This is a genomic window from Nonomuraea sp. NPDC049129, from assembly GCF_040648495.1.
Taxonomy (GTDB): Bacteria; Actinomycetota; Actinomycetes; order Streptosporangiales; family Streptosporangiaceae; genus Nonomuraea.
Window position 1 is genome coordinate 285,638 of sequence record NZ_JBEZDU010000006.1, and the last position, 24,688, is coordinate 310,325.

Genomic DNA, 24,688 nt, shown 5'->3' on the forward strand with positions numbered 1-24,688 from the left:
CGCATGCCTGTCAGGCGCAGTGTCCGCGAAGAGCGGCCGGCCGGCAGCCAGGCACCAAGGCGCTCAGGGGAGGAACCCGACGAGAGACGGACGGAGCCACGTCAGAAACGCCGCCCACGCGGCCTGTCAGTGGCGGACGTCGGCGAAGCCGGTTTGGCCCACATCGCCGATCTGGTCGCGGGCGAGCCGGAAGGCATCACGATGGTGAAGCCGATCGAGCGCGGCTGGGTGGTGAACGTGGAGGTCCTGGAAGATCACCGCATTCCCTCCTCCGGTGACATTCTCGCGCTCTACGAGGCCGAGTTGGACCCGGAGGGAAACCTGCTGTCCTACCGGCGGATCCAGCGGTACCGGCGGGGCAGCGGCACCACCGGGGAGGGCGATTCGCGATGACCGAGCCGGGCTCCGTGGTGCGCCAGAACAGCGTCCCCGCCGGGCGGCTGTCCAACCACGAGCCGGCGAATCTCGGCGACATCCTGGAACGGGTCCTCGACCGAGGCATCGTGATCGCGGGAGACATCCGCGTGAACCTCCTGGACATCGAGCTGCTGACCATCAAGCTCCGGTTGATCATCGCCTCGGTCGACACCGCCAGGGAGATGGGGATCGACTGGTGGGAGCACGATCCGTGGCTCAAAGGGCAGGACCAGGAGTTGCGCGAGGAGAACCGCAGGCTCCGGCGACGGCTCGCCGCGGCGGAGGAGGGCGCCGCACTTCCGCGCGGTTCGACCGCGGAGGTCGAGTACGTCGATGAGCGAGCAGCCGAAGTGGATGAGCGTGATGAATGACGAGTGTGATGAATAACGCGGGCACTTACCTGTACGCGGTCACCCGCGACGAAGGTGTCACCCTTCCCGAAGACTTGAAGGGTGTGGCCGGTGAAGGGGTGCGCGCCATCACGCATGCCGGTCTCGTCGCGTACGTGAGCACGGTCCCGCTGGACCGGTTCGGCGAGGAGCCACTGCGGCGGTCCATGGAAGACCTGGACTGGCTGGGCGAGACCGCTCGGGCGCACCATCGCGTGGTGGAGGCGGTAGCCCGGACGACGCCGACGGCCCCGGTCCGTCTGGTCACGGTCTACAGCGGCGAGGACCAGATCAGGGAGCTCCTGGACCGGCGGCATGACGATTTCGCCGAGACGCTCGGGCGGATCGCCGACCGCCAGGAGTGGGGGGTGAAAGCGTACGTCGATCCGGCCGCGCCGCCGCCCGCCGAAACGGGGGCGGAGAGCGCGACCAGCCCGGGCCTGGCGTACCTCAAGAAACGGCAGGCGAGTCTGCGCAGTCGTGAGGAGACCTGGCGCCAGGCCGCCGCGCGTGGGGAGCACATCCATGACGTCCTCAAGTCCGTGGCGGTCGCCAGCCAGCGGCATCGCCCCCAGGACCCGCAGCTGTCCGGTCGCGCGGAGTGGATGATCCTCAACGGCGCCTACCTGGTCGATCTCGACCGCGGCGCGGAGTTCGCGCGGGTCGTCGACGGGCTGCGGGGCGAGGGAATCGACGTGGAGCTCACCGGTCCATGGGCGCCGTACTCCTTCGCCGCCTTCGCCGAGACACCGGAGAGGCCGGGAGGGGGGACCGGCGATGACGCTTGATCAGCCCCGCGGCGCCGTGCTCGCCCGGGAGGACCGGCTGCCGCCCGAACGCGTGGCGCTGGTGGACCTCCTCGACCGGCTGCTGGCGGGTGGGGTCGTGGTGAGCGGGGACCTCGTCCTGTCCATCGCGGACATCGACCTGGTGCGCATCTCCGTACGCGCGCTGATCATGTCGGTCCGGAGTACCGATGAGGAATGACCTGGAAAAGTCGTCATCGGTGCGGAAGGTGCCGTCGAGACGGCTGCGCATCGAGACCGACGCCGAGGCGGTGGAGCGCGACCTGTCGCGCCTGGTGCTCACCCTGGTCGAGCTCGTACGCCAACTCGTGGAGCGTCAGTGTGTGCGCCGGATGGAGCAAGGGGACCTGTCGGACGAACAGATCGAGGCATTGGGGGTGACCTTGATGCGCCTGGAAGAGGCGATGACCGAAATGTGCGACAAGTTCGGTCTGTCGCCCTCCGACCTCAATATCGACCTCGGACCGCTCGGGACGCTGCTTCCCCGGGACTAGCTGTCGGCGAGGACCTGCGCCAGCGCATGGGATGCCTGGCGGATCATGCCGGGGTTGGTCTCCCAGTAGTACGGCAGCGCTATCACCGCCTGAGCGAGCGCCCAGCCGCGGCCGCGCACCCAGGAGGCGTCGTCGACGCCGAGTTCGCGCCGGAATCGGCGTCGACTCTCACCAGCGAACACGTTCCACGCGGGCTGGAGGTCGCAGGCGGGGTCACCCACGTTGAGGCCGCCGAAGTCGATGACCGCCGACAGACGGCCGTCGACGACGAGCAGGTTGCCCGGCAGCAGATCGCCGTGCACCCAGACCTCCGGGCTGTCCCAGGCGGGGGCGTCGAGCGACTCCTGCCACGAGCGGAGCGCGGCGTCGCCGTCGATCCGGTCGCCGAGCTGGGCGATCGACTGACGAACAGACGCGTCGCTCTCCGCGAGCGGTCCGCCTCGGCTGTGCGGGGAGCGCGGGGGCGCGCCGGTCGTACTGATCTGACGGAGCGCGGTCACGAACGCCGCGAGGTCGACGGCTGCCTGGTCCAGGTCGTCGATCGTGCCGTTGGCGTTCGCGCCGGGCAGCCACTCGTACACCGACCAGTCGTAGGGATAGCCCTCGGCCGGCCGCCCCATGGCCAGTTGCACCGGAAGCGCGAGGGGCAGGTGCGGCGCGAGCTTCGGCAGCCACTCCGCCTCCTTCGCCGCCTGCTTGGTGGCCCACCCGATGCGCGGGAGCCGAGCGACCAAGTGGTCACCGAGCCGGTAGATGTCGTGATCGGTTCCGTACGAGTCGACCGGCGCGATCGGCAGCTCGGCCCAGCGCGGGAACTGCTCGGCGAGCAGGCGGCGCACGAGGGCGACGTCGGTCTCGATCTCGTCGGTGTGCATCTTGGTCGCTCTCATCGCCGTCATTCTTGGTGAACCGCCTTGACCGTCGCAACGGAGTTTCGCCGACAACGGCCGGGACCGGCCCGGCCGTTGCCGGCGAGAGTCAGGATGTTTTCGGAAAAGTCAGGCTGGTTTCGGGAAAGTCAGGCTGAGGTGAGTACAGCCGGGTCCTGAGCGGTGGTGGCGGTGGTGTCCCGTTCGGGCCGGCGCAGCACCGTCAGCGCCACGATGAAGGCGGCCACGAGCAGCGCGGCGGAGATGGTGAAGGCCACGTGATAGCCACCGGTCAGCGCGACCGCCTGACTCTGCCCGGCGGACAGCAGATCCCCGGTACGGGAGGCGGCCAACGTGGACAGCACCGCGACGCCGATCGCCATGCCGACCTGCTGGGTGGTGTTGAACAGCCCGGAGGCCAGGCCCGCGTCGTCGGCCTTGGCGCCGGACATGCCGAGCGTCGTCAGCGCCGGCAGGACCAGGCCGCCGCCCGCGATGAGCAGCATGACCGGGAGCAGGTCGGTGACGTAGTTCGCGGTCACCGGGACGCGAGTGAGCCAGCCCATCGCCGCGAAAAGGAGCGCCAGGCCGAACAGCAGGACGCGGCGGGCACCGAAGCGGGTGTTGAGCCGGGCGGAGACGAACAGCGACACGGCACCGATGGCCACCGCCGCGGGCAGCATCGCCAAGCCGGTGCCGAGCGCGCTGTAGCCGAGGACCTTCTGCATGAAGAGCGCGACGATGATCTGGAAGGCGAACATGGCCGACAGCGCCAGCATCTGGACCAGGTTGGCGCCCGAGACGGTACGCGAACGGAAGATCCGCAGCGGCATCAGCGGGGTTCTGGCGGTCGCCTGACGGATGACGAAGGCGGCCAGCAGAGCGAGGGATACCGCGCCGAGGCCGAGGGTGTGCGCGGCGAGCCAGCCGTGCTCCTCGATCTTGACCACCGTGTAGATGCCCAGCATCAGACCGCTGGTGACCAGGACGGCGCCGATGACGTCGGCCCCGGCGGCGAGTCCGGCCCCGCGGTCGCCCGGCAGTGCCCGGATCGCCAGCGCGATGGTGGCCAGGCCGATCGGCAGGTTGATGAAGAAGATCCAGTGCCAGCTGAGCGCATCGGTGATGACTCCGCCCAGAACCTGGCCGATCGAGGCGCCGGCGGCGCCGGTGAAGCTGAAGATGCCGATCGCCTTGGCGCGTTCGGCGGGCTCGGTGAACAGCGTCACCAGGATCCCGAGAACGACCGCGGAGGCCATCGCGCTGCCCACGCCCTGTAGGAACCGGGCGGCGATCAGCAGGCCGGGCCCGGTCGTCGCGCCGGCCAGCAGCGAAGCGGCGGTGAAGACAGCGTTTCCGGCCAGGAACATGCTCTTACGGCCGATGAGGTCACCCAGCCGACCGGCCAGGAGCAGCAATCCGCCGAAAGCGATTCCGTACGCGTTGACGATCCAGCTGAGCCCGGCGGGCGAGAAGCCCAGATCCCGCTGCATGGCCGGCATCGCGACGGTCACGATGCTGCCGTCCAGGACCGTCATCAGCATCGCGGCGGACAACACCATGAGCGCCAGCCAGCGCGATGGTTGGGGGGAAGGTGCGGTATATGACATGGCCATCTCCTGCTCAAAAGGCGAACAAGAGGAACCATAACAGATAGTTCTGTTGCAGACTATATGTCTCGGACCTTTTAGCCCTTCTGTCGAGCCCTTCGCACCCCTTGCGGCGCCTCGGCGGGAGTAGCCAGATGCCCTGTGGCCAGGCGATTCATGGCACGTAGCAGCGCCTCGGCCTCGTCCTCGGGCAGCGAGGCGAGAGCCGCCCGGTGTACGCCATCGACGATGGTCTGGCTCTGCTTGGCGACCTCCGCGCCCTTCTCGGTGACGGCGATGATCCGGGCCCGCCGGTCCGTGCTGGACGGGCGGCGCTCGGCGAGGCCCGCCTTCTCCAGGGCGTCGACGGTGACCACCATCGTGGTCTTGTCCATGTCGCCGAGCTCGGCGAGCTGGATCTGCGTGCGCTCCTCTTCCAGAGCGTGCACGAGCACGCAGTGCATCCGCGCCGTCAGCCCGATCTCCGCCAGAGCCGCCGCCATCCGGGTCCTCAGGATGTGGCCGGTGTGGTCCAGCAGGTACGACAGGTCCGGCGCGGTGCGGGAAGGGGCCATGGCAGTCATGTCGTCCAGTTTAGCAATTAGTTCCGTTATGGATTATCCCGATGCTTTGCGTCGCCCTTCCTGGCGGCTTCGGCCACGCGGCGGACGGCGCTCTTGTCGGCCTCGCCTGGTGCTCCGGACGGCGCGAATCCCGGCGAATCATCGAGGGCGGGGTCCTGGCTGAGGATGCGCTGATGGAGGCGCTCGATGTCCGCCCCCGGATCGGCTCCGAGCTCGTCGGCCAGCCGCTTCCGCAGGGCGGCGAACGCGCCCAGCGCTTCGGCCGGTCGGCCGGCGCGGTGGCAGGCCAGCATGAGCAGGCCGGTCAGCTGCTCGTCGGGCGGCCCGGCGGTGGCCAGGTCCAGGATCTCGGGGACGAGCAGCGCGTGGTGCCCGAGCCGCAGCTCGGCCTCCAGGCAGTCGATCACCGCGGCTCGGTGCTCCGCCAGCAGCTTGGCGCGGGCGTTCGCCGCGGACTGGCCGGTCAGGCCGCTGAGCGGCTCGCCGGGCCGCAGGCCGCGGGTGCCCCACTGCCGAAGGGCGTCACGCAGGATCGGTACGGCCTGCGCGTCGTCACGCCCGATCAGCGGCCGCGCCTCGTTCACCAGATCGCGGAAGCGGTAGACGTCGACCTCGTTCCGGTCGGCCAGCAGCCGGTAGCCGCCCTGGTATTTAGGCAGCATGTCGCCCAATTTCGGTCCGCTGGAATGTCCCAGATGAGCACGCAGGTCACTCGCATAATGCTGGATGACCTTGCGCGCGCTGTTTATCGGCTCCGCGCCCCAGATCTTGTCGATCAGCTCCTCCATGGTGACCGGCCGGGCCCCGGCGAGCAGGAGCAAAGCCAGCATCAAACGTTGTTTTCGGTCACCGACATAAACCCGCACACCGTCCCGGTAAGCCTCCACGCCGTTCAACAATCGAAACTGCATCGGTCCACTCCTTCGTACTACGTGTATTGGATATGACTAACGGCGTTCATAGAATTCCTATGGCTGACCGACGGCGCGGCACCGAGCCGATACCCAGGCCGACCAGACAGCGGGCGGCACAAGGCTCCCCGGACGAACAGGAGAGAAATAATGGGTACTGCCAAGGAAGGCCGGTCGCGGCGCGCCGAATGGTTCAAGGCGACGTTCAGTGACAACGGCGGCGGCTGCGTAGAGGTCGCGCTGGGCGAGAACGTGGTCGCGGTGCGCGACTCCAAGGACCCCGAGGGGCCCGTTCTCTATTTCAGCGGTGAGGAGTGGGGCGCGTTCCTCGCCGGGGTGTACGCGGGCGAGTTCGACCTGAGGTGATCCGGGTCCATGTCCGGGGAGCGCGGGTCGCGACCTCCCGGACGGCCTCGGGGAGTGCGCGAGGTGCCCGCTCCCCGGGGATGGGCGGACGGCCGTGCGCAAGGCGGGGTCACCGATCCGCGGCGCGGACGTCGGCGCTGATCGTGGCGAGGAAGTCCCGCGCCTCGTCGCCGAAGACCGCCATCTGGCTCAGCAGGGACCACTGCCGCTGATAGACCGCGATGTCGTCGGCGTGGCCGGCGCTCAGCCTCACGTGCGCGACTTCTATCTCCACAAAAGTGTCCGCCGCGCTGCCGTCGCTCTCGTAGAGGGTGAAACCGTGCGGGGGGCAGACAAGCGCTTCTGTGTTGTGCGGTATCAAGCCGATGGAGACGTTCTCCAGGGTGCTCAGCGAGGCTATCCGGTCCAATTGGGCGAGCAGGAGTTTGGCCGGTCCAGGACGGCACCGCAGTGCCGCCTCGGTAATGAGGAATTCGAAACGCCGGCTTTCCTCATACAGGGCGAGCTGCCGCTGCAAACGAGCCGCGACGGCCATGGACAGATTGCCCTCGGTGTACGGCGGGTCGAACAACGCGAAGATGCGCCGGGCATACTCGGCGGTCTGCAACAGCCCCGGAATGACGGTGGGCTGGAATCCCCGCACCAGCTGCGCCTGGTCCTCCTGCTCCCGGATCTCGTCCTGCAGGTGCGCCTGCCGCTGGAGCGCGGCCCGCCAGCTGTGCATCTCGGTGAAGGCCGCCTCGGTCAGGTCGGTCAGCCATTCCCGGGTCTGACTCGACGCCTCCACCGCCTCGCCCCACGCCGTCACCTCCGGCAGTGAGGGGATCACGGTCCCTGACTCGATGCGGGAGACCTTGGACTGGCTGATGCCGACCCGGTGGGCCAGGTCGCGACCGGAGATCCCGGCCAGGTCGCGCAGGCGCCGCAGCTCTGTGGCCAGACGCTCACGCTTGGTGCGCTGTTCCGCGCCGTCACCGTTCATCCGCTCCGCACCCTCGACAGCATCCGGCGCACCATTCTCTACGAACCAGTTTGATGCCAATTGATGATGCACTAAATCAGCTAATGTCGCACACGTCAAACCGGTGGGCGGTGCCCGGTCCTGCGCTGGTCTAGAGAGAGATGGCTGGTCCACGCGCGGGGGCGCTCACATCGGCGGGGCGGCGGCGTGATTCACGGTGATTCAGAGGGTGCGAGCTCGGCTTCGGTGGGAGCGAGATGGCGGCGCGCGGCGGGCTCGGAGCCCGGCCACCGCGTTCTGCGCGCCGCGGTGGCCGGGCAGCCAGAGATACGCGCGCGGGCGACAACCGGTTCATGCCCAGTAGAGCGCGCTCAATGACAACTGACCAGACCTCAACTCATGCGGTGCAGCTCCCACGGGTCGTGGGCGGAGAACACCTCCACCCCGTGCACGTTCGCCAGCTCGCGCAGCCGGTCCCGGCTCGTCAGCCGCGACCCCTCGTCCACCTGCGAGTCGAGCTGCACGATGTCCAGCAGCGGATGCGATTGCGGGTCGTCGGCCGACAGCTCGCGGTGGTAGAAGTAGGCGTCCCCGGCGTGCAGCAGCCACCGGTCGCCGTCCCTGACCGCCACACCCGCATGGCCCACTGTGTGCCCGGCGAGCGGCACCATCAGGAAGTCCGGCGAGAACGTCGAAGGCCGCACCCCCTCGACCCCGTTCCAGGTGTCTCCGGTGCCGGGATAGGTGACCCAGCGCGGGCCGTGCGCCCAGTGGCCGGGGCGGTAGCGGCGGTTCGGCGCCTCGGTCAGCGCCGCCTGCAGCTCGGCCGCCATGACGTGCACCTCGGCCTGCGGGAAGTCGGGCAGCCCGCCGCTGTGGTCGACGTCCAGGTGGGTCAGCAGGATGTGCCGTACGTCCGCCGGGTCGTAGCCGAGGGCGGCGACCTGCTGGACGGCGGTCTCCGCCGGCCGGAGCTCGGGCCCGACCAGCTCGACCCACTCGGCTTCGAGCAGTTCGCCGGGCCGGGTCACGTCGTCCAGCCCCAGTCCCGCCTCCACCAGGACGAGCCCCGAGTCGGGGGTCTCGACCAGCAGGGCGTGGCAGACGGCGGGCGCGGAGGGCAGGGACTCGGTCGAATCGATCTCGCGCATCGAGCCGAGATTCAGGTGATGGATTGTCATGTGCCCTAGACTGCGACTTGAAGCGCGGTTCAAGTCAAGTCAAGGAGCGGGCTGTGGACGAGATGTTGCTCGACATCGGCGAGGTGGCGCGGCGGTCCGGGCTGGCGCCGTCGGCGCTGCGGTTCTACGAGCGCAAGGGGCTCATCACGGCCGACGGGCGCAACGGCCTGCGCCGCACGTACCTGCCGGAGATGCTCGAACGCCTGGCACTGGTCACCTGCGCGCGTGACGCCGGGTTCACGCTCACCGAGATCGCCGCGTTCCTGCGCGCCGGGCCGTCCGACGCCGTGTTGCGCGAGCGGATGGCCGCCAAGGAGCGCGAGGTGGACGAGCGGATCGCGCAACTCACCCGGCTGCGCGACAGCCTGCGCCACGCGGCGGTGTGCGACCACGACCCGTTCGTGGAGTGTCCGGACTTCAAGCGGGCCATCCGCCGCGTCAGCGTCCCCTAGGAGCCCAGGGAGGTCCGTGACACGACCGTCTCGGCCCCTGTGACGGTCCGTGGTGGCTGGGGTCCCTGGGAGGGAAGCCCCCTTCGGGGGAGAGGAGGGTCGGGGTCCGTGGGGGTCAGCCTGCGCTCACGTACTGCCTCGGTCTCAGGGCGTGGGCGCGGAGGGCGGCCAGGGCGGCGAGTTGGCCGGAGCGGGTCACCCGTACGGCGAGGTCGTCGGCGAAGGCCAGGCCGAGCGCCTTGAGCTGGGCGACCAGGTCGGTGACCGGCGTGGCGACGTCCTCAAGGCTCGTCGCGGGATGCCAGCCCTCGCCCCCGACCACCTCGGCCACCCGCTCGCGCAGCTCGGCAGGCGACATCAGGGCGCCGTCGGCGAGCAGCATGAGCGCGGCCTCGCGCGCCGAGAGCTCGAACTCGTGCTCGCCCCTGGCCAGGAGCAGCTTGGTGACCGCGTCCCACATGGCCTCGGGGGAGTCGAGCAGCTGCCGGCCGTAGTCGGTGATCGACAGCCGGACGCCGGAGCGGCTGATCGCGCCCAGCTCGCGTTCGGCCAGCTCGCGCAGCCGGAGTGCCTCCGGTGAGGGGGCCAGGCGCATGGGGAGGCTGCCTTCCGAGGCGGCCAGCGACAGCAGGCCGTGCAGCGCGGGCAGCTGCTGGACCGAGACGGGAGCGTGCAGTCGCACCTCGAACGGCTGGGCCAGCTCGCGCCGGGCCGGGCCGCGGCCGAGCACCCAGCGGTTGAGCCGTTCGCCGTGTACGCGGTGCAGCCAGCTGTCGCCGCCCAGCTCGGTCCGGGGCGCGGTGAGCCAGCGCCTGGTCAGCGCGCCGGGATCGACGTCGTCGCCCGAGACGATCGCCAGCTCCAGCGCCGCGGAGCAGGCGACGTGCGCGCCCAGCTCCTCGGGGCCCATGATCATGCTCCATTGGAGGTCGGGCACGTCGGGCGGGAGCACGCCGGTGGCCTCGAGCGCCACCTGGTAGGCGCTGGTGCCCGCGTCCTCGCCCTCACGGGCGTAGGTGCGCAGGATCTTGGTCGTGAGGGCCGACTCACACAACCCGGCATAGCGCTCCAGCCCGCCGACCTGCAGCAGCCGCCCGAGCGCGCGGGCCAGCCGCTCATGGTCGCCACCGACCTTGAGCGGCAGTGTGTACCAGAGGAACTCGCAGACGTCGAGCTGCGTAACCGTCTCCAGCGGCTCCCCGCCCGTCAACCACTCCACAGCGGTCCTGGCCTCTTCGGCCAGGTCCGGCTCGGAGCGCTCCAACTCGGCGAGCAGGGCGGTGACGTCTGGTGCACTCATGCCTCGAAGTTTGCCGTATCGACCCCGGGCCTGACGATGACCGAAACCGGTGCGTATTGGGTCTTGCACTGCGACTACCCTATGAAATTAGTAAATATGGAACTGTGACCGGGTCAAATCCACCGCTTGTCGAAGAGCATCCGCGCCTTCCACTCGGTGTAGGGGATCAGCTCGGCGGACAAAACCGGATGCAGCCACCAGAAGTTGATCAGTGCCAGTAGTGCGAACGCGCCGACGGCCGCAGCCCCGAGCGTACGCCTCAACGGTACAGCCCCACCCGGTGTCTTCGCTGAGGGGCCTATCAGCAAACCCGCGCACAGGGTGATGGCCAGCACCATGAACGGCACCATCGGCACCGCGTAGAACAGGAACATCGTGCGGTTCTCGGTGATCGCGAAGTAGAACCAGGGCAGCCAGCCCATCGCGTAGGCCAGCAGCACCGCGCCCGCCCGCCAGTCCCGCGTGGCGACGTACCAGGCGATCAGGGCGATCAGCGCGGCCAGCGCGCCGAACCAGATCACCGGGGTGCCCACGCCGAGCACGGCCTCGGCGCAGTCCTTCGCGCCGCAGGCGCCGCCCTTGTTGCCCTCGTAGTAGAAGGCGACCGGGCGCAGCAGCAGCGGCCACTGCCACGGATCCGACATGTAGGGATGTGAGGTCGCCAGCCCGCTGTGGAAGGAGAAGACCTGCCACTGGTACTGCACCCACGACCGCATCGAGTCGATGACGAAGTAGATCGGCCCCGACGAGGTGGCCTGGCCCCAGTTGCGGCCGTAGCCGGCCGCGCTGACGAACCAGCCGGTCCAAGTGGTCATGTACGTCACGAACGGGACCAGCGCGAAGGCGACCAGGCCGGTCGGCACGTCCTTGGCGAAGGCGCCGGAGTAGGGATTGCGCAGGCCGACGGCCCGCCGCGCGCCGAAGTCCCACAGCAGGCTCATGACCGCGAAGGCGGCCAGGAAGAACACCCCTGACCACTTGACCCCCATGGCGGCACCGAGGCAGAGGCCCGCGGCGATCCGCCACGGCCGCAGCCCCAGCCAGGGGCCCTGCGGCGACAGCGGCGACGTCTCGTACCAGTCGACCAGCCGTTCCCGCGCCCGGTCGCGGTCGACCACCAGGCAGGCGAACCCGGCCAGCACCCAGAACATCAGGAAGATGTCCAGCAGCGCCGTACGCGACAGCACGAAGTGCAGCCCGTCGAGGGCGAGCAGGAGCCCGGCGAAGCAGCCGAGCAGGGTCGAGCGGGTCATCCGGCGGGCCACGCGGGCCAGGACCAGGATCGACAGCGTCCCGATCACCGCCGCGGCGAACCGCCAGCCGTAGGGGTTCATGCCGAACAGCCACTCGCCCACGCCGATCATCCACTTGCCCAGGGGCGGGTGGACCACGTAGGAGGCGCACTTGTCGAGCGTCGCCTCCGTGCACTTCTGAAAGATGTCGGTGTTGCCGGCGATGAGCGCCTTGTCGGCATCCTTGATCGTGACCCGCTCCACGAGCCACGTGATCAGCGAATAGCCGTCCTTGGCGTAATAGGTCTCGTCGAAGACGACGGCCTTGGGGTGGCCGAGCCCCATGAAGCGCAGCACCCCGCCGAAGACGGTGATGAACAGCGGCCCCAACCAGCCCCACAACACGCTGCCACGCATCGGCGGGACCATCCGATCTCGGATGGATCGCGTCCCGGGACTGCTCTCGTCCGCCGCCGGTTGGCCACTTGACTGGCCAAAGGTTTCGTACGGGAAATCGGTCACCGCCATTCGGACATCGTACGGGCCTCAAGCCAGTGCTTACCCAGGAAACAGGGTCTTATCGGGATGCCCTGCCACAATGGCCGGGTGACAGTAAAGGGCAGGTTGGTGCTGGCAGGGGCCCCCATCGGGCAGGCGGGCGACGTTTCGCCGCGGCTGCGCGAGGTGCTCGAGAACGCCGACGTGGTGGCGGCCGAGGACACCAGGCGCCTGCGCAGGCTGGCCAACGACCTCGGTGTGGAGATCCGGGGGCGGGTGGTCTCCTACTACGACGCCAACGAGGCCGGACGTGCGGCGGAGCTGGTCGAGACGCTCAAGCAGGGGCAGACGGTGGTGGTCATCACCGACGCGGGCATGCCGGGTGTGTCCGACCCCGGCTACCGCCTGACGCACCTCGCGGTCGAGGAGGGCATCACGGTCACCGCCCTGCCGGGCCCGAGCGCCGTCACCACCGCGCTGGCCGTCTCCGGCCTGGCCAGCGACCGCTTCTGCTTCGAGGGCTTCCCTCCGCGCAAGCCTGGAGAGCGCGCTCGCCGCTTTTCGGCGCTGGCGAAGGAGGAGCGCACGATGGTGTTCTTCGAGGCGCCCCACCGGCTCCAGAGCGCGCTGGAGGCGATGGCGGAGGCCTTCGGTCAGGAACGGAAGGCCGCCGTCTGCCGCGAGCTCACGAAGACCTACGAAGAGGTACGGCGCGGCGGCCTGGGCGAGCTGGCCGCGTGGGCGGCGGCGGGCGTCAAGGGTGAGATCACCGTCGTGGTCGCCGGTCACGTCGCGGCCGACACCGAGCCCGATATCGAGTCACTGGTCGCCGAGGTGGACCGCCGCGTGGCCGACGGGGAGCAGCGCAAGGCGGCCGTCGCCGACGTGGCGAAAGAGGCGGGCCTGCCCAAGCGGGAGCTCTACGACGCGGTTCACAGGAGATCGTCCACGCCATAGGGTGCGCATCGTGAAGAAATGGGGGATTTCCGCACAGCGGCTGGTCCCGCCCATGCAAGGGGGCGCCCTCTGGGGGTGGCTGGGGCCGATCGCGGTCGCCCTCTTCGGCGGAATACTGAGATTCGTCAGATTAAGCGAGCCGAGGGCCATCGTCTTCGACGAGACGTACTACCTCAAGGACGCCTACTCGCTGCTCAGGTTCGGCGTCGAGCGGGTCACGCTCGGTGACTCCAAGAACCCAGAGGCCGACCACCGGCTGATGGCCGGCAACCTCGACATCTTCAAGCACTGCCCGAACACCACCGACTGTGCCTCGTTCGTCGCCCACCCGCCGCTGGGCAAGTGGATGATCGGGCTGGGGGAGTGGCTGTTCGGCGTGAACCCGTTCGGCTGGCGGTTCGCCGCGGCCGTGGTCGGGACGCTGTCGATCCTCATCCTGGCCCGGCTGGCGCGGCGGATGACCCGCTCGACGATGCTGGGCTGCCTGGGCGGGCTACTGCTCTCGCTGGACGGCCTGCACCTGGTGCTGTCGCGTACGGCGCTGCTGGACATCTTCCTGATGTTCTGGGTGCTGGCCGGGTTCGCCTGCCTGGTGGTCGACCGCGACTGGTCACGGCAACGGCTGGCCGACTGGTACGACAGCTCGCCGCTCACCCCGACCGGGCCGCCGCTCGGCCTGCGGCCATGGCGGATCGCCGCGGGCCTCTGCCTGGGGGCGGCCTGCGCGGTGAAATGGTCAGGGATCTTCTTCTTGATCGCGTTCGCGGTCATGAGCCTGCTGTGGGACATGGGGGCCAGGCGGGCCGTCGGGCTGCGCAGTCCCTACTCCGGCGCCTTCGCCAAGGACGTGCCGTCGGGGCTGGCCGCGCTCGGGCTGGTGCCCGCGCTGACCTTCGTGGCCTCGTGGACGGGCTGGTTCGTCACCGCGGGCGGCTACGGGCGCAATTGGGACCAGGCGACGTCGTCGGGGCCGCTGTTCTTCGTCGTCGACTCGGTGCGATCGTGGCTGAAGTACCAGGTGCAGGTGCTCGGCTACCACACCGGGCTGCACGACTATCACCCGTACATGTCAGACCCGTGGACCTGGCCGGCCCTGTTCCGGCCGGTCTCCTTCTTCTACCCGACGAACCTGCCGCCGTCGGCGTGCGGGGCGGACAAGTGCTCGCAGGCCGTGCTCGGGGTGGGCACGCCCGCCCTCTGGTACGCCGCCATGCTCGCCCTGCTGGGACTCATCGCCTGGTACGTCGCCACGCGCGACTGGCGGGCCGGGGCGGTGCTGCTGACCTTCGCCGCCGGGTGGCTGCCGTGGTTCTACTACGCCATCGCCGACCAGCGGACGATGTACCTCTTCTACATGATCCCCGTGGTGCCGTTCATGGTGCTGGCGCTCGTCCTGGTCGCGGGGCTGGTGATCGGGAAGGAGAGCGCCACACCCGCGCGCCGGGCGGTGGGTGCCGCGGTCGTGGGGGCGTTCACGCTGATCGTCCTGATCAACTTCTGGTGGCTCTACCCGGTGCTGGTGGCCGAGACGCTCACGCAGGCACAGTGGTGGGCTCGGATGCTGACGCGGGCTTGGGTCGTACCCGCGCCAAAGTGACGCCGCGGCGCAGCGTGATCGCCGCGGCGATGCATGCCAGGGGGACCGCCGGCAGGACATAGCGGTAGTCGAACTCCGCCGTCGCGGCGGGCGCCAGCAGCAGGCCGAACGCCCCGAGCCAGGGCAGGATCACCGGCCCGCCGAACCGGCGCCAGCGGACCACCGTGCCGTACAGACCGATCAGCATCACGCCGCCCAGCACGATGCCGGGCAGGTAGACCACCTGCTGGTAGCCGCTCATGATCTGCGCGAAGGGCGCGACGATCTTCGTCTCCGGCGGGCCCTGCTCGTAGGTGTAGGCGTCGGTGTCCGTACGGCCCTGGTAGGAGGGCCACTGGGGCAGTCGCTTGGGGTTGCCGCTGTCATCCAGCTCGTAGAACGGGATGAAGCGATACATGTTGTACGTCTTCTCGTCCGGGAAGCGCGGCCTGCCCCAGTTGAAGGCACGGAAGAAGTCACGCGCCACCACCGCCAGGTAGTCGCCGGGCTGCGAGGTGATCGCCCGCGTGGCGAACGCGCTGGCGGCCTCGTTGGTGATGCCGGTGAACTTCTTGCCCGCGCCCCAGCGGTGCAGCACCTCACCCGTGCCCTGGCTACCGCCGCTGCCCTGGCCCCAGAGGTACCACTGCGCGTACTCCTTGCGCTGATCGACCGGATCGGTGATGCACAGGAGGAGCATCTGGAGCTCCCGATATTTGTCGATGTGCATCTTGTTGCAGTCGGCGAAGATCGCCGTGCGCATGTAAAGGATGAGCCCGTCGCTGTTGGTCATCGCGAATTTACCGAAATTTGTCGAGAACCACCCCATGTAGGCGAGGACCGGGGCCGCGCAGGCCATGATCACGGCCACGATCGTCTTCCACCCGGTCCGCTTGATGAGCAGGTACGCGACGACCAGGGCGAGGATCGGCAGGCCGATCGAGCGGGTGAGCGCGGTGAGCGCGAGCAGCAGCCCGACGACCACGCCCAGCTTCCATGACATCCGCCGGTTCCACAGGACGATCGTGATCACACCCACGACCAGCAGCGTGAACAGCGTGTCGGACATGATGAGCTGTTCGAGCTGGATCTGGTAGCCGTCGAACAGCACCGGGACGGCCGCCAGCGTCGCCCCCCACTTCGGCAGGCTGAATTTCCGGCGCAGCAACGCGTAGATGAGCGCGCCCGTGGCCAGGCCCATCAGATGCTGGGAGAGAGTTACCAAAGAGAAACTGTGGAACGGCTTGAGCAGCAGCAGCCAGAACCCGTAACCGTCCGGCCTGATGGGGTGTGGCCTGGGGTGCAGCGCGACGGAGACGTACTCGTAGGAGTCGTTGAACCACATCGCCGGGCCGTACCCGAGCATGGTGATGAGCCGCAGCACCCCGCCCAAGGCGAATGCGGCGGCGAACACCCGATGGCGGCCCAGGAACGCCAGCGCGCGTGCCAACCGGCCAGGGGCGGAGGGGTCCACAGGGGTCATCTCCGCAGCGCTCACCATGCTGTAAAGAATGCCAGTCGTTTTTAGGACTTGACCCGACCATCCACGGGCACAGGGCATGATGGTGGGCTGGAAGAGCCTTAACTGAAGGGTTGAGACGTGGAACTGACGGTGGTCATGCCCTGCCTCAACGAGGCGGAGACCGTGGAAGTCTGTGTGCGCAAGGCGCTGGCGTGCATGGAAGAGCACGGCATCGAGGGCGAGGTCCTGATCGCCGACAACGGCAGCACGGACGGCTCGCAGCAGCTCGCCCGCGACGCCGGTGCGCGTGTCGTCCACATCGATGAGAAGGGTTACGGCAACGCCCTCATGGGCGGCATCCGTGCCGCGCGCGGCAAATACGTCATCATGGGCGATGCCGACGACTCCTACGACTTCACCTCGTTGCTCCCATTCGTCGAACAACTGCGCGACGGTGCCGATCTCGTGATGGGCAACCGGTTCAAGGGGGGCATCGCCCCCGGCGCCATGCCTCCGCTCCATCGCTACCTGGGCAACCCGGTGCTGTCGTTCGTCGGCCGGTTGTTCTTCCCGTCGGCCATCGGCGACTTCCACTGCGGCCTGCGCGGGTTCAGGCGTGACTCGATCCTGCGGCTCCATCTGCAGACGGGCGGCATGGAGTTCGCCTCCGAGATGGTGGTCCGCTCCACGCTGTCCGGCCTCGACGTGCGCGAGGTGCCCACGACGCTGTCGCCCGACGGCCGCTCCCGGCCGCCGCACCTGCGTTCCTGGCGTGACGGTTGGCGCCACCTGCGCTTCCTGCTGCTGTACAGCCCCAAGTGGCTGTTCTTCTATCCCGGCATCCTGCTGATGATCATCGGGCTGGTCGCGGGCACGGCGCTGACGTTCGGCCCCGTCGAGATCGGCGAGCTGGCCTTCGACGTCGACACCTTGGTCGGCGCGTCGGCGGCGGTGGTGATCGGCTTCCAGGCGGCGTTGTTCGCCCTGTTCACCAAGGTCTACGCGGCCGAGGAGGGCTTCCTGCCCGAGTCGCCACGCGTCCGCCGCCTCATCGACATCGTCACCCTGGAGAAGGGCCTGGTGGTCGGCGGGTTGCTGGCCCTGGCCGGTCTCGTCGGCCTGGTGATGTCGCTGGTGCACTGGCAGGTCCGCAGCTTCGGCTCGCTCGACCCGCGCGAGTCGCTGCGCATCGTCGTGCCCTCCGCGACGGCGCTCATCATGAGTTTCCAGACCATCTTCGCGGCGCTGTTCATCAGCATCCTGGGCATCCGCCGCACCCGCGAGAGCTCGATCGACGCCGCCGCCAAGGTGGCCGAGGAGGCGGCCGAGGCCGTGTCCCGCGAGGAGTCCACGACGCGCTGATCATCCGCCTCGTGCCGGTATTCGGTACGAGGCGACCGTGGTCGCACCGTAGGCTTGGCCTATGTCCCAGCACATCTTGACCGCCGTAGCGTGGCCGTACGCTAACGGCCCTCGCCACATCGGGCACGTATCCGGATTCGGCGTGCCGTCCGACGTCTTCAGCCGCTACCAGCGGATGGCGGGCAACAAGGTGCTGATGGTGTCCGGCACCGACGAGCACGGCACGCCCATCCAGGTGCAGGCCGACAAGGAGGGCGTGACCGCCCGCGAGCTCGCCGACCGTTACAACCGGGTGATCGCCGAAGACCTGACCGGCCTGGGGCTGTCCTACGACCTGTTCACCCGCACGACGACGAAGAACCACTACGCCGTCACGCAGGCGATCTTCAAGGGCCTCTACGACAACGGCTACATCTTCCCCAAGACCACGATGGGCGCGATCTCCCCGTCCACCGGACGCACCCTGCCCGACCGTTACATCGAGGGCACCTGCCCCATCTGCGGCTACGACGGTGCCCGCGGCGACCAGTGCGACAACTGCGGCAACCAGCTCGACCCGATCCAGCTCATCAACCCCAAGAGCCGGATCAACGGCGAGACGCCGATCTTCGTGGAGACCGAGCACTTCATGCTCGATCTGCCCGCCTTCGCCGAGGTGCTCGGCTCCTACCTGCAGTCCAAGCAGGGCGAGTGGCGGCCCAACGTGCTCAAGTTCGCCCTCAACCTGCTCGGTGACCTGCAGCCGCGGGCGATCAGCCGCGACCTCGACTGGGGCGTGCCGATCCCGCTCGACGGCTGGCGCGACCAGCCCAACAAGCGGCTCTACGTCTGGTTCGACGCCGTCATCGGCTACCTGTCCGCCTCCATCGAGTGGGCCAAGCGCTCCGGCGACCCCGACGCGTGGCGCCAGTGGTGGCAGAATCCCGACGCCCGTGGCTACTACTTCATGGGCAAGGACAACATCGTCTTCCACGCCGAGATCTGGCCCGCGATGCTGTTCGGCTACAGCGGCCAGGGTGCCAGGGGCGGCTCGCCGGGGGCGTTGGGCGCGCTCAACGTGCCGTCCGAGGTGGTCTCCAGCGAGTTCCTGACCATGGAGGGCAAGAAGTTCTCCTCCTCGCGGCAGGTCGTCATCTACGTCCGCGACTTCCTGGCCCGCTACGACGCCGACGCGCTGCGCTACTACATCGCCGTGGCCGGTCCGGAAAACCAGGACACCGACTTCACCTGGCAGGAGTTCGTCAACCGCAACAACGGCGAGCTCGTTGCCGCATGGGGCAACCTGGTCAATCGGTCGATCTCGATGGCGGCCAAGAACTTCGGCGCGATCCCCGAGGCCGGTGAGCTGACCGACGCCGACCGGGCGCTGCTGGAGCGCTCGCGCAACGCCTTCGGGCCCGTCGGGGCGGAGCTCGGCCGCTCGCGGTTCAAGAACGCCATCACCGAGGCGTTCGACGTGGTCCGCGACGCCAACCGCTACCTGGCCGAGCAGGAGCCGTGGAAGCTCAAGGACGACGCGGAGCGGCAGAAGTCGATCCTGCACGTCGCCCTCCAGGTGGTCGACGACGCCAAGACGATGCTCACGCCGTTCCTGCCCGGCTCGTCCAACAAGGTCCACGCGATGCTCGGCGGCGAGGGCGTCTGGTCCGGCATGCCGGAGATGCACGACGTCGACGAGGACGGCGGCACCCCCTACCCGGTGATCACCGGCGACTACAACGGGGCTGCCCAGTGGGAGCACCGGCAGATCAAGCCGGGCACGCCGCTCGCGCCGCCCGTGCCGCTGTTCAAGAAGCTCGACCCGAAGGTCGTGGACGAGGAGCTGGCCCGGCTGGCCGACTGAGGTCATAGTCCTTGAGCGTGATGGCGCTGGCCGTCTTCCGTGCGGTCCGCGCCATCAGCCCGGTAAAGGGCAGATAGGGCATCAGCTTGTAGTTCTGGTTCATGAACCACCGCATGAACCTGGTCTCCGGCACCATGAACTTGCTGACCCCCTCGCCGGACTTCTGGCAGGTGAGCACGTAGTCGCGCATGGCCGCCTCGTACCCGGCGAAGGCGGCCCGGTGGTCGCGGGCTGCCGCCAGCTCACCCGCGAGCACGTACGCGCCCACCATGGCGAGCCCGGTGCCCATGCCCGACAGCGGCGAGGGGCACCAGGCGGCGTCGCCGAGTAGCACGATTCGGCCGTTTGACCAGCGGTCCATGCGCACCTGGGCGATGGCGTCGAAGTAGAAGTCGTCGGCCCGCCGCATGTCCCGCAGCAGCCGGGGAGCCTCCCAGCCGACGCCCGCCATCGCCTGTTCCAGCAGATCCTGCTGCCGGCGGGTGTCGTGGCGGTCATAGGTCAGCTCCGGCGAGCCGAACCAGAACATGGCCTTGGCCTCGGTGTTCTGCCTGGAGCTGTAGAGGGCGACCATCTTGCCCGGTGTGTTGTAGGCGTGGCCGCTGTGGTCGAGGCCGAGGTAGTTCTCCGTCGTGAAGACCGCGCAGTACAGGCCCAGGTACGAGATGAACTCCCGTTCGGGGCCGAAGGCCAGCTCACGTACCTTCGAGTGCAGGCCGTCGGCGCCGACCACCAGGTCGAAGCGCCTGCTCGGACCCCGCTCGAACGTGACCGTGACCCCGTCGGCGTCCTCGTCGAGCGCGGCGATGGAGTCGTGGAAGACGTACTCGGTGTGGTCCCTGGTGAGGTCGTAAAGGATCTTGGCCAGGTCGCCGCGCAGGATCTCGACGTCGCCGGCGAACAGGTCGGCCGGCAGGGCGCTCAGCTTCTTGCCCGCCTCGTTGACATTCCACATGGCGCCCATGTTGGTCTGCTGCCGCTGGATTTCCCCGAATATGTCCATCTTGCGGAGCACGGTCAGGTGGGCGTCACCCCGGAAGTCGACGGAGTAGCCGCCCTCACGCAGGGCGGGCGCCCGTTCGACGATCGTGGTGGAGTGTCCGGAGCGGTTCAGCCAGTAGGCCAGGGCGGGGCCGGCGACGCTGGCGCCGGAGATCAGGATGTCCATGCCGACGAGCTTCGCCGGGCGCGCTCACCGCGGGCTCACCCCGAGCTCACCGGGCAGAGCGGTGATCAGTCGCAACGGTGAGGCGGCGATCGCCGCCTCGGACACACCCGCCAGGAGGGCCGCTTGGGAGTGGGTGAGCGTCGCGCCCTCGGTCCAGGCCCGCTCGTACGCCTCCGCGCCCAGGACGGCCCGCGCCCGGGCGGAGACGTCCGCCGAGACGGGGGTCTCGGGATGGGTCCCGCCCAGCATCACGGTGGCGGCCCCCAGCAGCTTGGCGGCCAGCCACGCGCCGCCGGTGGCCGTTCGCGAGTCGCCGGGGCCGGGCTGCCCATTGCCCGCGCCGAGGTCGGTGAGCGCGAGCCGGGCGAGCGACTCGAACGCGCCGGCGCTCTCCGGCGCCGGGCCCGTCGCGACCGCGACCTCCACGGCCTGCCGGTATGAGGCCCTGGCCGCGTCGCGGTCGCCGTTGGCCTCCGCGAGGCGGCCCAGCCCGAGCAGGATCCGTACCCTGTTGCCGGTGCTCCTGAGCCACCCGGGATCCGAGCGCCGCAGCGCCCCCTCGTAGAGCTCCCGGGCCCTGACCAGGTCGCCCTCCTCCAGCGCCAGGTCGCCGAGCCCGCGCAGCGCGGAGGCAACATTCGTCGGCACGCCCACGCGCCGGGCCAGCTCGGCGGCCCGCTCGTAGTCGGCCCTGGCGGCGGTCGGCCCGACGCGCAGGTTGAGGTCGCCCCGGTTGCACAGCAGATCGGCCAGGTCCTCGGTCGCGCCCAGCTCCTCGGCCAGCGCGATCGCCTCGTCGGTGTGGGCCAGCGCGGCCTCCCGGCTGCCGTGCATGCCCGCCAGCATGGCCAGCGCGTCGAGCGAGAGCATCGAGCCCCACCGGTCGCCGAGCGCCCGCAGGTCGTCGAGCGCCGAGACCAGATCGGCCTGCGCCTGGGCGTGCTCACCCCTGGCCATCAGCGAATAGGCCCACATGAACCGGGACATCGCGCGTTCCCACGGGTCGGGGCTGTGCGCGGCCCTGGAGATCACCGTGAGCGTCGCCTCGGGGGCGTGCATGGCAGACGTGATCATCGGCCATAGGAACGTGAGAATGGGAAACTCGCGTGCCCCCTCGCCCCTCGACACGATCACGTCGGCCACGGCGGAATGGCGGGTCCACAGCTCGCCGGCCGCCTCGTCGCCGGCCGTGGTCAGCAGGCAGAGCACGTACGCGTCGCCGAGGTCCGGATCCGGCTCCACCTTGTTGAGCAATTCAATGGCCGGAGCCGTGGCCGTGCCGCGCATCCCGCGCATCCACAGGTAGGTGGACTGCGCCGCCAGCAGCCGCATGCCGAGCCGCACATCGCCCGCCTCGGCCGCCCAGCTCAGGGCCGTCCGGAGGTTGTCGTGCTCGGCGGACAGCGACTCCAGCCAGTCGAGCTGCTCGGCCGCGCGCAGGTGCGGGTCGGCCCGCTCGGCGAGGGCGAGGAAGTAGCTCGCGTGCGCACGCCGTACGGAAGGTTCGCCGGTCAGTTCTTCCGCGCAGAAGGCGCGGATGGTCTCCAGCATGCCGTAGCGGCCGTCCGTGACGGTCACCAGTGACTTGTCGGCGAGCGAGTCGAGCAGGTCCTCGGCGTCGGGCAGGCCGCACACCGCGGCGGCGGCCCCAGCCGTCGCGCCGCCCGCGAACACCGTGAGCCGCGCGGCCATCGCACGTTCTCCCTCGGTGAGCAGCTCCCAGCTCCACGCGACGACCGCGCGCAGCGTCTGGTGCCGGGCGTCGGCGGTGCGGCTGCCGCGCGACAGCAGCTTGAAACGGTCTGTGCCGAGGCGTTGGGCCAGCTCGCGGGCCTCATGCGTGCGTACGCGGGCGGCGGCCAGCTCGATGGCCAGCGGCAGGCCGTCGACCGCCGCGCAGATCTCGCCGACCGCCTCGTCAGCCACGAAATCCGGTCGAACCGCCTTCGCCCGGTCGGTGAACAGCCGTACGGCGTCCGCCTCGGCCAGCGGGCGGACCGGCCAGAGGTGCTCGGCCGTGATGCCCAGCGGCTCGCGGCTGGTCGCCAGGACGCGCAGTTGGGGACAGGCTTCGAGCAGCCGTTCGGCGAGGGCGGCGGTGTCCGCGATCAGGTGCTCGCAGTTGTCCAGGACCAGCAGCAACGGCCGGTCGGCCAGCACGGTGACCAGCCGGGCGAAGAAGCCGTCGGAGGCGGTGGACCGGGGGCCGAGCAGCCCGCCTTCGCGGATGCCCAGCGCGGCGAGCAGCGCGCGCGGGAGGTCGGCGCCCTCGGTGAGGGCCGCCAGCTCGGCGAGGCAGGCGTCGGGGCGCTGCCCGGCGACCTCGACCGCCAGCCGCGTCTTGCCCGCGCCGCCCGGCCCCAGCAGCGTCACCAGGCGGGCCGAGTCGAGCAGTGTGTCGACCGCGGCCAGGTCGTAGGCCCGGCCGACCAACGTGGTGAGCCGGGCCGGTATCCCCGACCTGCCGTCTTGCTCGGTCGGCCCCTGTCCGGCTGACCCCTGTCCGGTCGGCCGCTGTTCGGCTGGCCTCTGTATGGTCGGCCGCTGCTCGGCTGGTCGGGCGGTGGTCTGTGCGGGTGCGGTCTGTGCGCTGGGTGGCGTCAGGTGGGTGAGCTCGCCCCGTAGCAGGCGCTGGTGCAGGCCGGACAGCTCGGGCGAGGGGTCGGTGCCCAGTTCGTCGGCCAGCAGCCGCCTGGCCTGTTCGAAGGCGACCAGCGCCTCGGCCGGCCGGCCGTCCGCGCTGAGCGCCCGCATGAGCTGACCGCGTAGCCGCTCGCGCAGCGGGTGGCGGTCGATCAGCTCGCCGAGCTCTGGGATCGCCGCCCGCTGCGCGCCGCGCCGTAGGTCGGCCTCGATCCGGTCCTCCTGGGCGGCCAGGTGCCGCTCTTCGAGGGGTACGGCGTGCGTCGCGTCGAGGTCGGCGAGCGCGGGGCCGCGCCACAGGGACAGCGCCTCGCCCAGCAACGCGGCGGCCCGGTCGGGATCGGTGTCGAGTGCCCGCCGCCCCTCCTCGGCCAGCCGCAGGAACCGGTGCGCGTCGACGTCGCCGGGATCGACGGCCAGCCGGTAGCCCGTGGCCGCCCGCTCGACCATGATGCCGTCGCCGCGCAGCCTCGACACCTGGGAATGCAGGGCGTGCTGGGCGTTCTTGGGCGGCTGCTCGCCGTACAGGACGTCGATGAGCCGGTCATGGGGGACGACCTCGCCGGGCCGGATGAGCAGCAGGGCCAGCAGCGCTCGCCGGGACCGGCCGCCAAGCGGCACCTCGGCGCCGTCCGCGCGCCAGGCACGGGTGCTGCCGAGAATGCCGAAGCGCATGGACGTTACTTTAGAGGGCGTGAGCAAGATTCCCAGCCCGCCCGATCCGCTGTCCGCACCGGTGTTCGACAGCCACTGCCATCTCGACATCATGGTCGGCAACCGGCAGGCGTCCTCGGGCGATCCCGTGGCACAGGCGGCGCAGGCGGCTGCGGCGAGCGTACGGAGCATCCTCGACGACTCGCGTGCCGTCGGCGTGACCCGGCTCGTCACGATCGGCTACGACCTGCCCTCCTCCCGGTGGAACGCCGAGGCGGCGGCCGAGCACGAGGGGATCTACGCCGGCGTCGCCATCCACCCCAACGAGGCGCACGCGGCCACGCCCGAGACGCTGGCCGAGATCGAGGCGCTGGCCGGGCGTGACGAGGTGCGGGCGGTGGGGGAGACCGGGCTCGACTACTACCGCGACTGGGCGACCAAAGAGGACCAGCACGCGAGCTTCCGTGCGCACATCGAGATCGCCAAGCGCACCGGTAAGGCGCTGGTCATCCATGACCGTGACGCGCACGACGACGTGCTGAAGGTGCTGGCCGAGGTGGGCGCGCCGCCGGTGGTGGTGTTCCACAGCTTCTCGGGCGACCCCGAGATGGCGAAAAAGTGCGCCGAAGCCGGATATTTCATGTCTTTTTCGGGGCCGGTTACCTACAAGAACGCCTCCTATCTGCGTGAGGCGGCACGGGTGGCGCCGATGGAGCTCATGCTGGTCGAGACCGACGCCCCCTACCTGCCGCCGGTGCCCTATCGGGGCAAGCCCAACGCGCCCTACCTCATACCCCTCACTCTGCGTTGTCTCGCGGAGGTCAAGGGGGTCCATCCGGATGAGCTGTGCGAGGCCATCAGTGTCAATGGAGTCACGGTCTTCGGAGAGTGGTGACCATCTTTCCGTGAACCGGTAGAGGCGGCGGCGCGGGCGCCACTAGCGTCGTGCCGCCCGAAGCCACTACCGGAGGTAG

At 69.5% G+C, this 24,688-nt stretch carries 23 protein-coding genes; 12 read left to right on the forward strand and 11 right to left on the reverse strand.

Annotation, left to right across the window (positions count from 1 at the left end; genetic code table 11):
• Window positions 1–3: 3 nt before the first annotated feature.
• Genes gvpO through AB0B64_RS20910 form a run of 5 tightly spaced genes read left to right on the forward strand, consistent with a single transcriptional unit; the run spans window position 4 to window position 2,106 of the window.
• Complete coding sequence (gvpO, locus tag AB0B64_RS20890; RefSeq protein WP_358179154.1) at window positions 4–393, forward strand: gas vesicle protein GvpO; 390 nt, start codon at window positions 4–6, stop codon at window positions 391–393.
• Window positions 390–788 (forward strand): gas vesicle protein GvpJ, encoded by a 399-nt coding sequence (gene gvpJ, locus AB0B64_RS20895; RefSeq protein ID WP_358179156.1) that lies wholly within the window; start codon window positions 390–392, stop codon window positions 786–788. The genes gvpO and gvpJ overlap by 4 nt, the downstream gene beginning before the upstream one ends.
• Window positions 785–1,594 (forward strand): GvpL/GvpF family gas vesicle protein, encoded by an 810-nt coding sequence (locus AB0B64_RS20900; protein ID WP_357943835.1) that lies wholly within the window; start codon window positions 785–787, stop codon window positions 1,592–1,594. Before gvpJ ends, AB0B64_RS20900 begins: the two co-directional genes overlap by 4 nt.
• Window positions 1,584–1,793, forward strand: a complete 210-nt coding sequence (locus tag AB0B64_RS20905; protein WP_357943837.1) for a gas vesicle protein — start codon at window positions 1,584–1,586, stop codon at window positions 1,791–1,793. Before AB0B64_RS20900 ends, AB0B64_RS20905 begins: the two co-directional genes overlap by 11 nt.
• Window positions 1,783–2,106, forward strand: coding sequence for a gas vesicle protein K (locus tag AB0B64_RS20910; protein WP_357943839.1), 324 nt, complete (start codon window positions 1,783–1,785; stop codon window positions 2,104–2,106). Before AB0B64_RS20905 ends, AB0B64_RS20910 begins: the two co-directional genes overlap by 11 nt.
• Here the strand turns inward: AB0B64_RS20910 and AB0B64_RS20915 are convergent.
• From AB0B64_RS20915 to AB0B64_RS20930, 4 genes are all read right to left on the reverse strand, one after another.
• A complete protein-coding gene (locus AB0B64_RS20915; protein ID WP_358179157.1) occupies window positions 2,103–2,996 on the reverse strand; it encodes an aminoglycoside phosphotransferase family protein in 894 nt (297 codons plus the stop codon). The genes AB0B64_RS20910 and AB0B64_RS20915 overlap by 4 nt on opposite strands.
• 128 nt (window positions 2,997–3,124) lie before the next feature.
• Window positions 3,125–4,585 carry a DHA2 family efflux MFS transporter permease subunit gene (locus tag AB0B64_RS20920; protein ID WP_358179158.1) on the reverse strand — a complete coding sequence of 487 codons (1,461 nt, stop codon included), beginning with the start codon at window positions 4,583–4,585 and terminating at the stop codon, window positions 3,125–3,127.
• A 77-nt stretch (window positions 4,586–4,662) separates the two neighbouring features.
• A complete protein-coding gene (locus tag AB0B64_RS20925) occupies window positions 4,663–5,148 on the reverse strand; it encodes a MarR family winged helix-turn-helix transcriptional regulator (protein ID WP_358179160.1) in 486 nt (161 codons plus the stop codon).
• Window positions 5,149–5,174: 26 nt separating this feature from the next.
• A complete protein-coding gene (locus AB0B64_RS20930) occupies window positions 5,175–5,978 on the reverse strand; it encodes an AfsR/SARP family transcriptional regulator (protein WP_357943847.1) in 804 nt (267 codons plus the stop codon).
• Between the two features lie 231 nt (window positions 5,979–6,209).
• Between AB0B64_RS20930 and AB0B64_RS20935 the strand changes: the two genes are divergently transcribed.
• Window positions 6,210–6,425 (forward strand): DUF397 domain-containing protein, encoded by a 216-nt coding sequence (locus AB0B64_RS20935; RefSeq protein ID WP_357943849.1) that lies wholly within the window; start codon window positions 6,210–6,212, stop codon window positions 6,423–6,425.
• A gap of 109 nt (window positions 6,426–6,534) precedes the next feature.
• Here the strand turns inward: AB0B64_RS20935 and AB0B64_RS20940 are convergent, their stop codons facing one another.
• The gene (locus AB0B64_RS20940) at window positions 6,535–7,407 is read right to left on the reverse strand and encodes a Scr1 family TA system antitoxin-like transcriptional regulator (protein ID WP_357943851.1); all 873 of its coding nucleotides are present in this window, start codon (window positions 7,405–7,407) and stop codon (window positions 6,535–6,537) included.
• Between the two features lie 371 nt (window positions 7,408–7,778).
• The gene (locus tag AB0B64_RS20945; RefSeq protein ID WP_357943853.1) at window positions 7,779–8,567 is read right to left on the reverse strand and encodes an MBL fold metallo-hydrolase; all 789 of its coding nucleotides are present in this window, start codon (window positions 8,565–8,567) and stop codon (window positions 7,779–7,781) included.
• 62 nt (window positions 8,568–8,629) lie between these two features.
• On the opposite strand from AB0B64_RS20945, the gene AB0B64_RS20950 reads away from it, so the two are divergent.
• Window positions 8,630–9,019: a MerR family transcriptional regulator gene (locus AB0B64_RS20950; RefSeq protein WP_357944583.1), complete on the forward strand. Its 390-nt coding sequence runs from the start codon at window positions 8,630–8,632 to the stop codon at window positions 9,017–9,019.
• Window positions 9,020–9,134: 115 nt separating this feature from the next.
• Here the strand turns inward: AB0B64_RS20950 and AB0B64_RS20955 are convergent, their stop codons facing one another.
• Complete coding sequence (locus tag AB0B64_RS20955) at window positions 9,135–10,319, reverse strand: hypothetical protein (protein WP_357943855.1); 1,185 nt, start codon at window positions 10,317–10,319, stop codon at window positions 9,135–9,137.
• Between the two features lie 113 nt (window positions 10,320–10,432).
• Window positions 10,433–11,968, reverse strand: coding sequence for a phospholipid carrier-dependent glycosyltransferase (locus tag AB0B64_RS20960; RefSeq protein WP_358179162.1), 1,536 nt, complete (start codon window positions 11,966–11,968; stop codon window positions 10,433–10,435).
• Between the two features lie 189 nt (window positions 11,969–12,157).
• On the opposite strand from AB0B64_RS20960, the gene rsmI reads away from it, so the two are divergent.
• Both rsmI and AB0B64_RS20970 read left to right on the forward strand, forming a co-directional pair.
• Window positions 12,158–13,006: a 16S rRNA (cytidine(1402)-2'-O)-methyltransferase gene (gene rsmI, locus AB0B64_RS20965; RefSeq protein WP_357943859.1), complete on the forward strand. Its 849-nt coding sequence runs from the start codon at window positions 12,158–12,160 to the stop codon at window positions 13,004–13,006.
• A gap of 10 nt (window positions 13,007–13,016) precedes the next feature.
• On the forward strand, window positions 13,017–14,603 hold the full coding sequence (locus AB0B64_RS20970) for a phospholipid carrier-dependent glycosyltransferase (protein WP_357943861.1): 1,587 nt from the start codon (window positions 13,017–13,019) through the stop codon (window positions 14,601–14,603).
• Here AB0B64_RS20970 and AB0B64_RS20975 read toward each other — a convergent pair.
• Window positions 14,539–16,083, reverse strand: coding sequence for a hypothetical protein (locus AB0B64_RS20975; protein ID WP_357943863.1), 1,545 nt, complete (start codon window positions 16,081–16,083; stop codon window positions 14,539–14,541). The two genes, AB0B64_RS20970 and AB0B64_RS20975, sit on opposite strands and share 65 nt — an antisense overlap.
• 99 nt (window positions 16,084–16,182) lie before the next feature.
• On the opposite strand from AB0B64_RS20975, the gene AB0B64_RS20980 reads away from it, so the two are divergent.
• Both AB0B64_RS20980 and metG read left to right on the forward strand, forming a co-directional pair.
• Window positions 16,183–17,406 (forward strand): glycosyltransferase family 2 protein, encoded by a 1,224-nt coding sequence (locus AB0B64_RS20980; RefSeq protein WP_357943865.1) that lies wholly within the window; start codon window positions 16,183–16,185, stop codon window positions 17,404–17,406.
• Window positions 17,407–17,467: 61 nt separating this feature from the next.
• Window positions 17,468–19,249: a methionine--tRNA ligase gene (gene metG / locus AB0B64_RS20985; RefSeq protein ID WP_358179164.1), complete on the forward strand. Its 1,782-nt coding sequence runs from the start codon at window positions 17,468–17,470 to the stop codon at window positions 19,247–19,249.
• On the opposite strand, the gene AB0B64_RS20990 is transcribed toward metG, so the two are convergent.
• Both AB0B64_RS20990 and AB0B64_RS20995 read right to left on the reverse strand, forming a co-directional pair.
• Window positions 19,194–20,417: an FAD-dependent monooxygenase gene (locus tag AB0B64_RS20990; RefSeq protein ID WP_358179166.1), complete on the reverse strand. Its 1,224-nt coding sequence runs from the start codon at window positions 20,415–20,417 to the stop codon at window positions 19,194–19,196. The two genes, metG and AB0B64_RS20990, sit on opposite strands and share 56 nt — an antisense overlap.
• Before the next feature lie 24 nt (window positions 20,418–20,441).
• Window positions 20,442–23,735, reverse strand: a complete 3,294-nt coding sequence (locus AB0B64_RS20995) for a BTAD domain-containing putative transcriptional regulator (protein ID WP_358179168.1) — start codon at window positions 23,733–23,735, stop codon at window positions 20,442–20,444.
• On the opposite strand from AB0B64_RS20995, the gene AB0B64_RS21000 reads away from it, so the two are divergent.
• Entirely contained in the window at window positions 23,734–24,609 is an 876-nt protein-coding gene (locus AB0B64_RS21000; protein ID WP_357943873.1) for a TatD family hydrolase, read from the forward strand. The genes AB0B64_RS20995 and AB0B64_RS21000 overlap by 2 nt on opposite strands.
• Window positions 24,610–24,688: the final 79 nt, after the last annotated feature.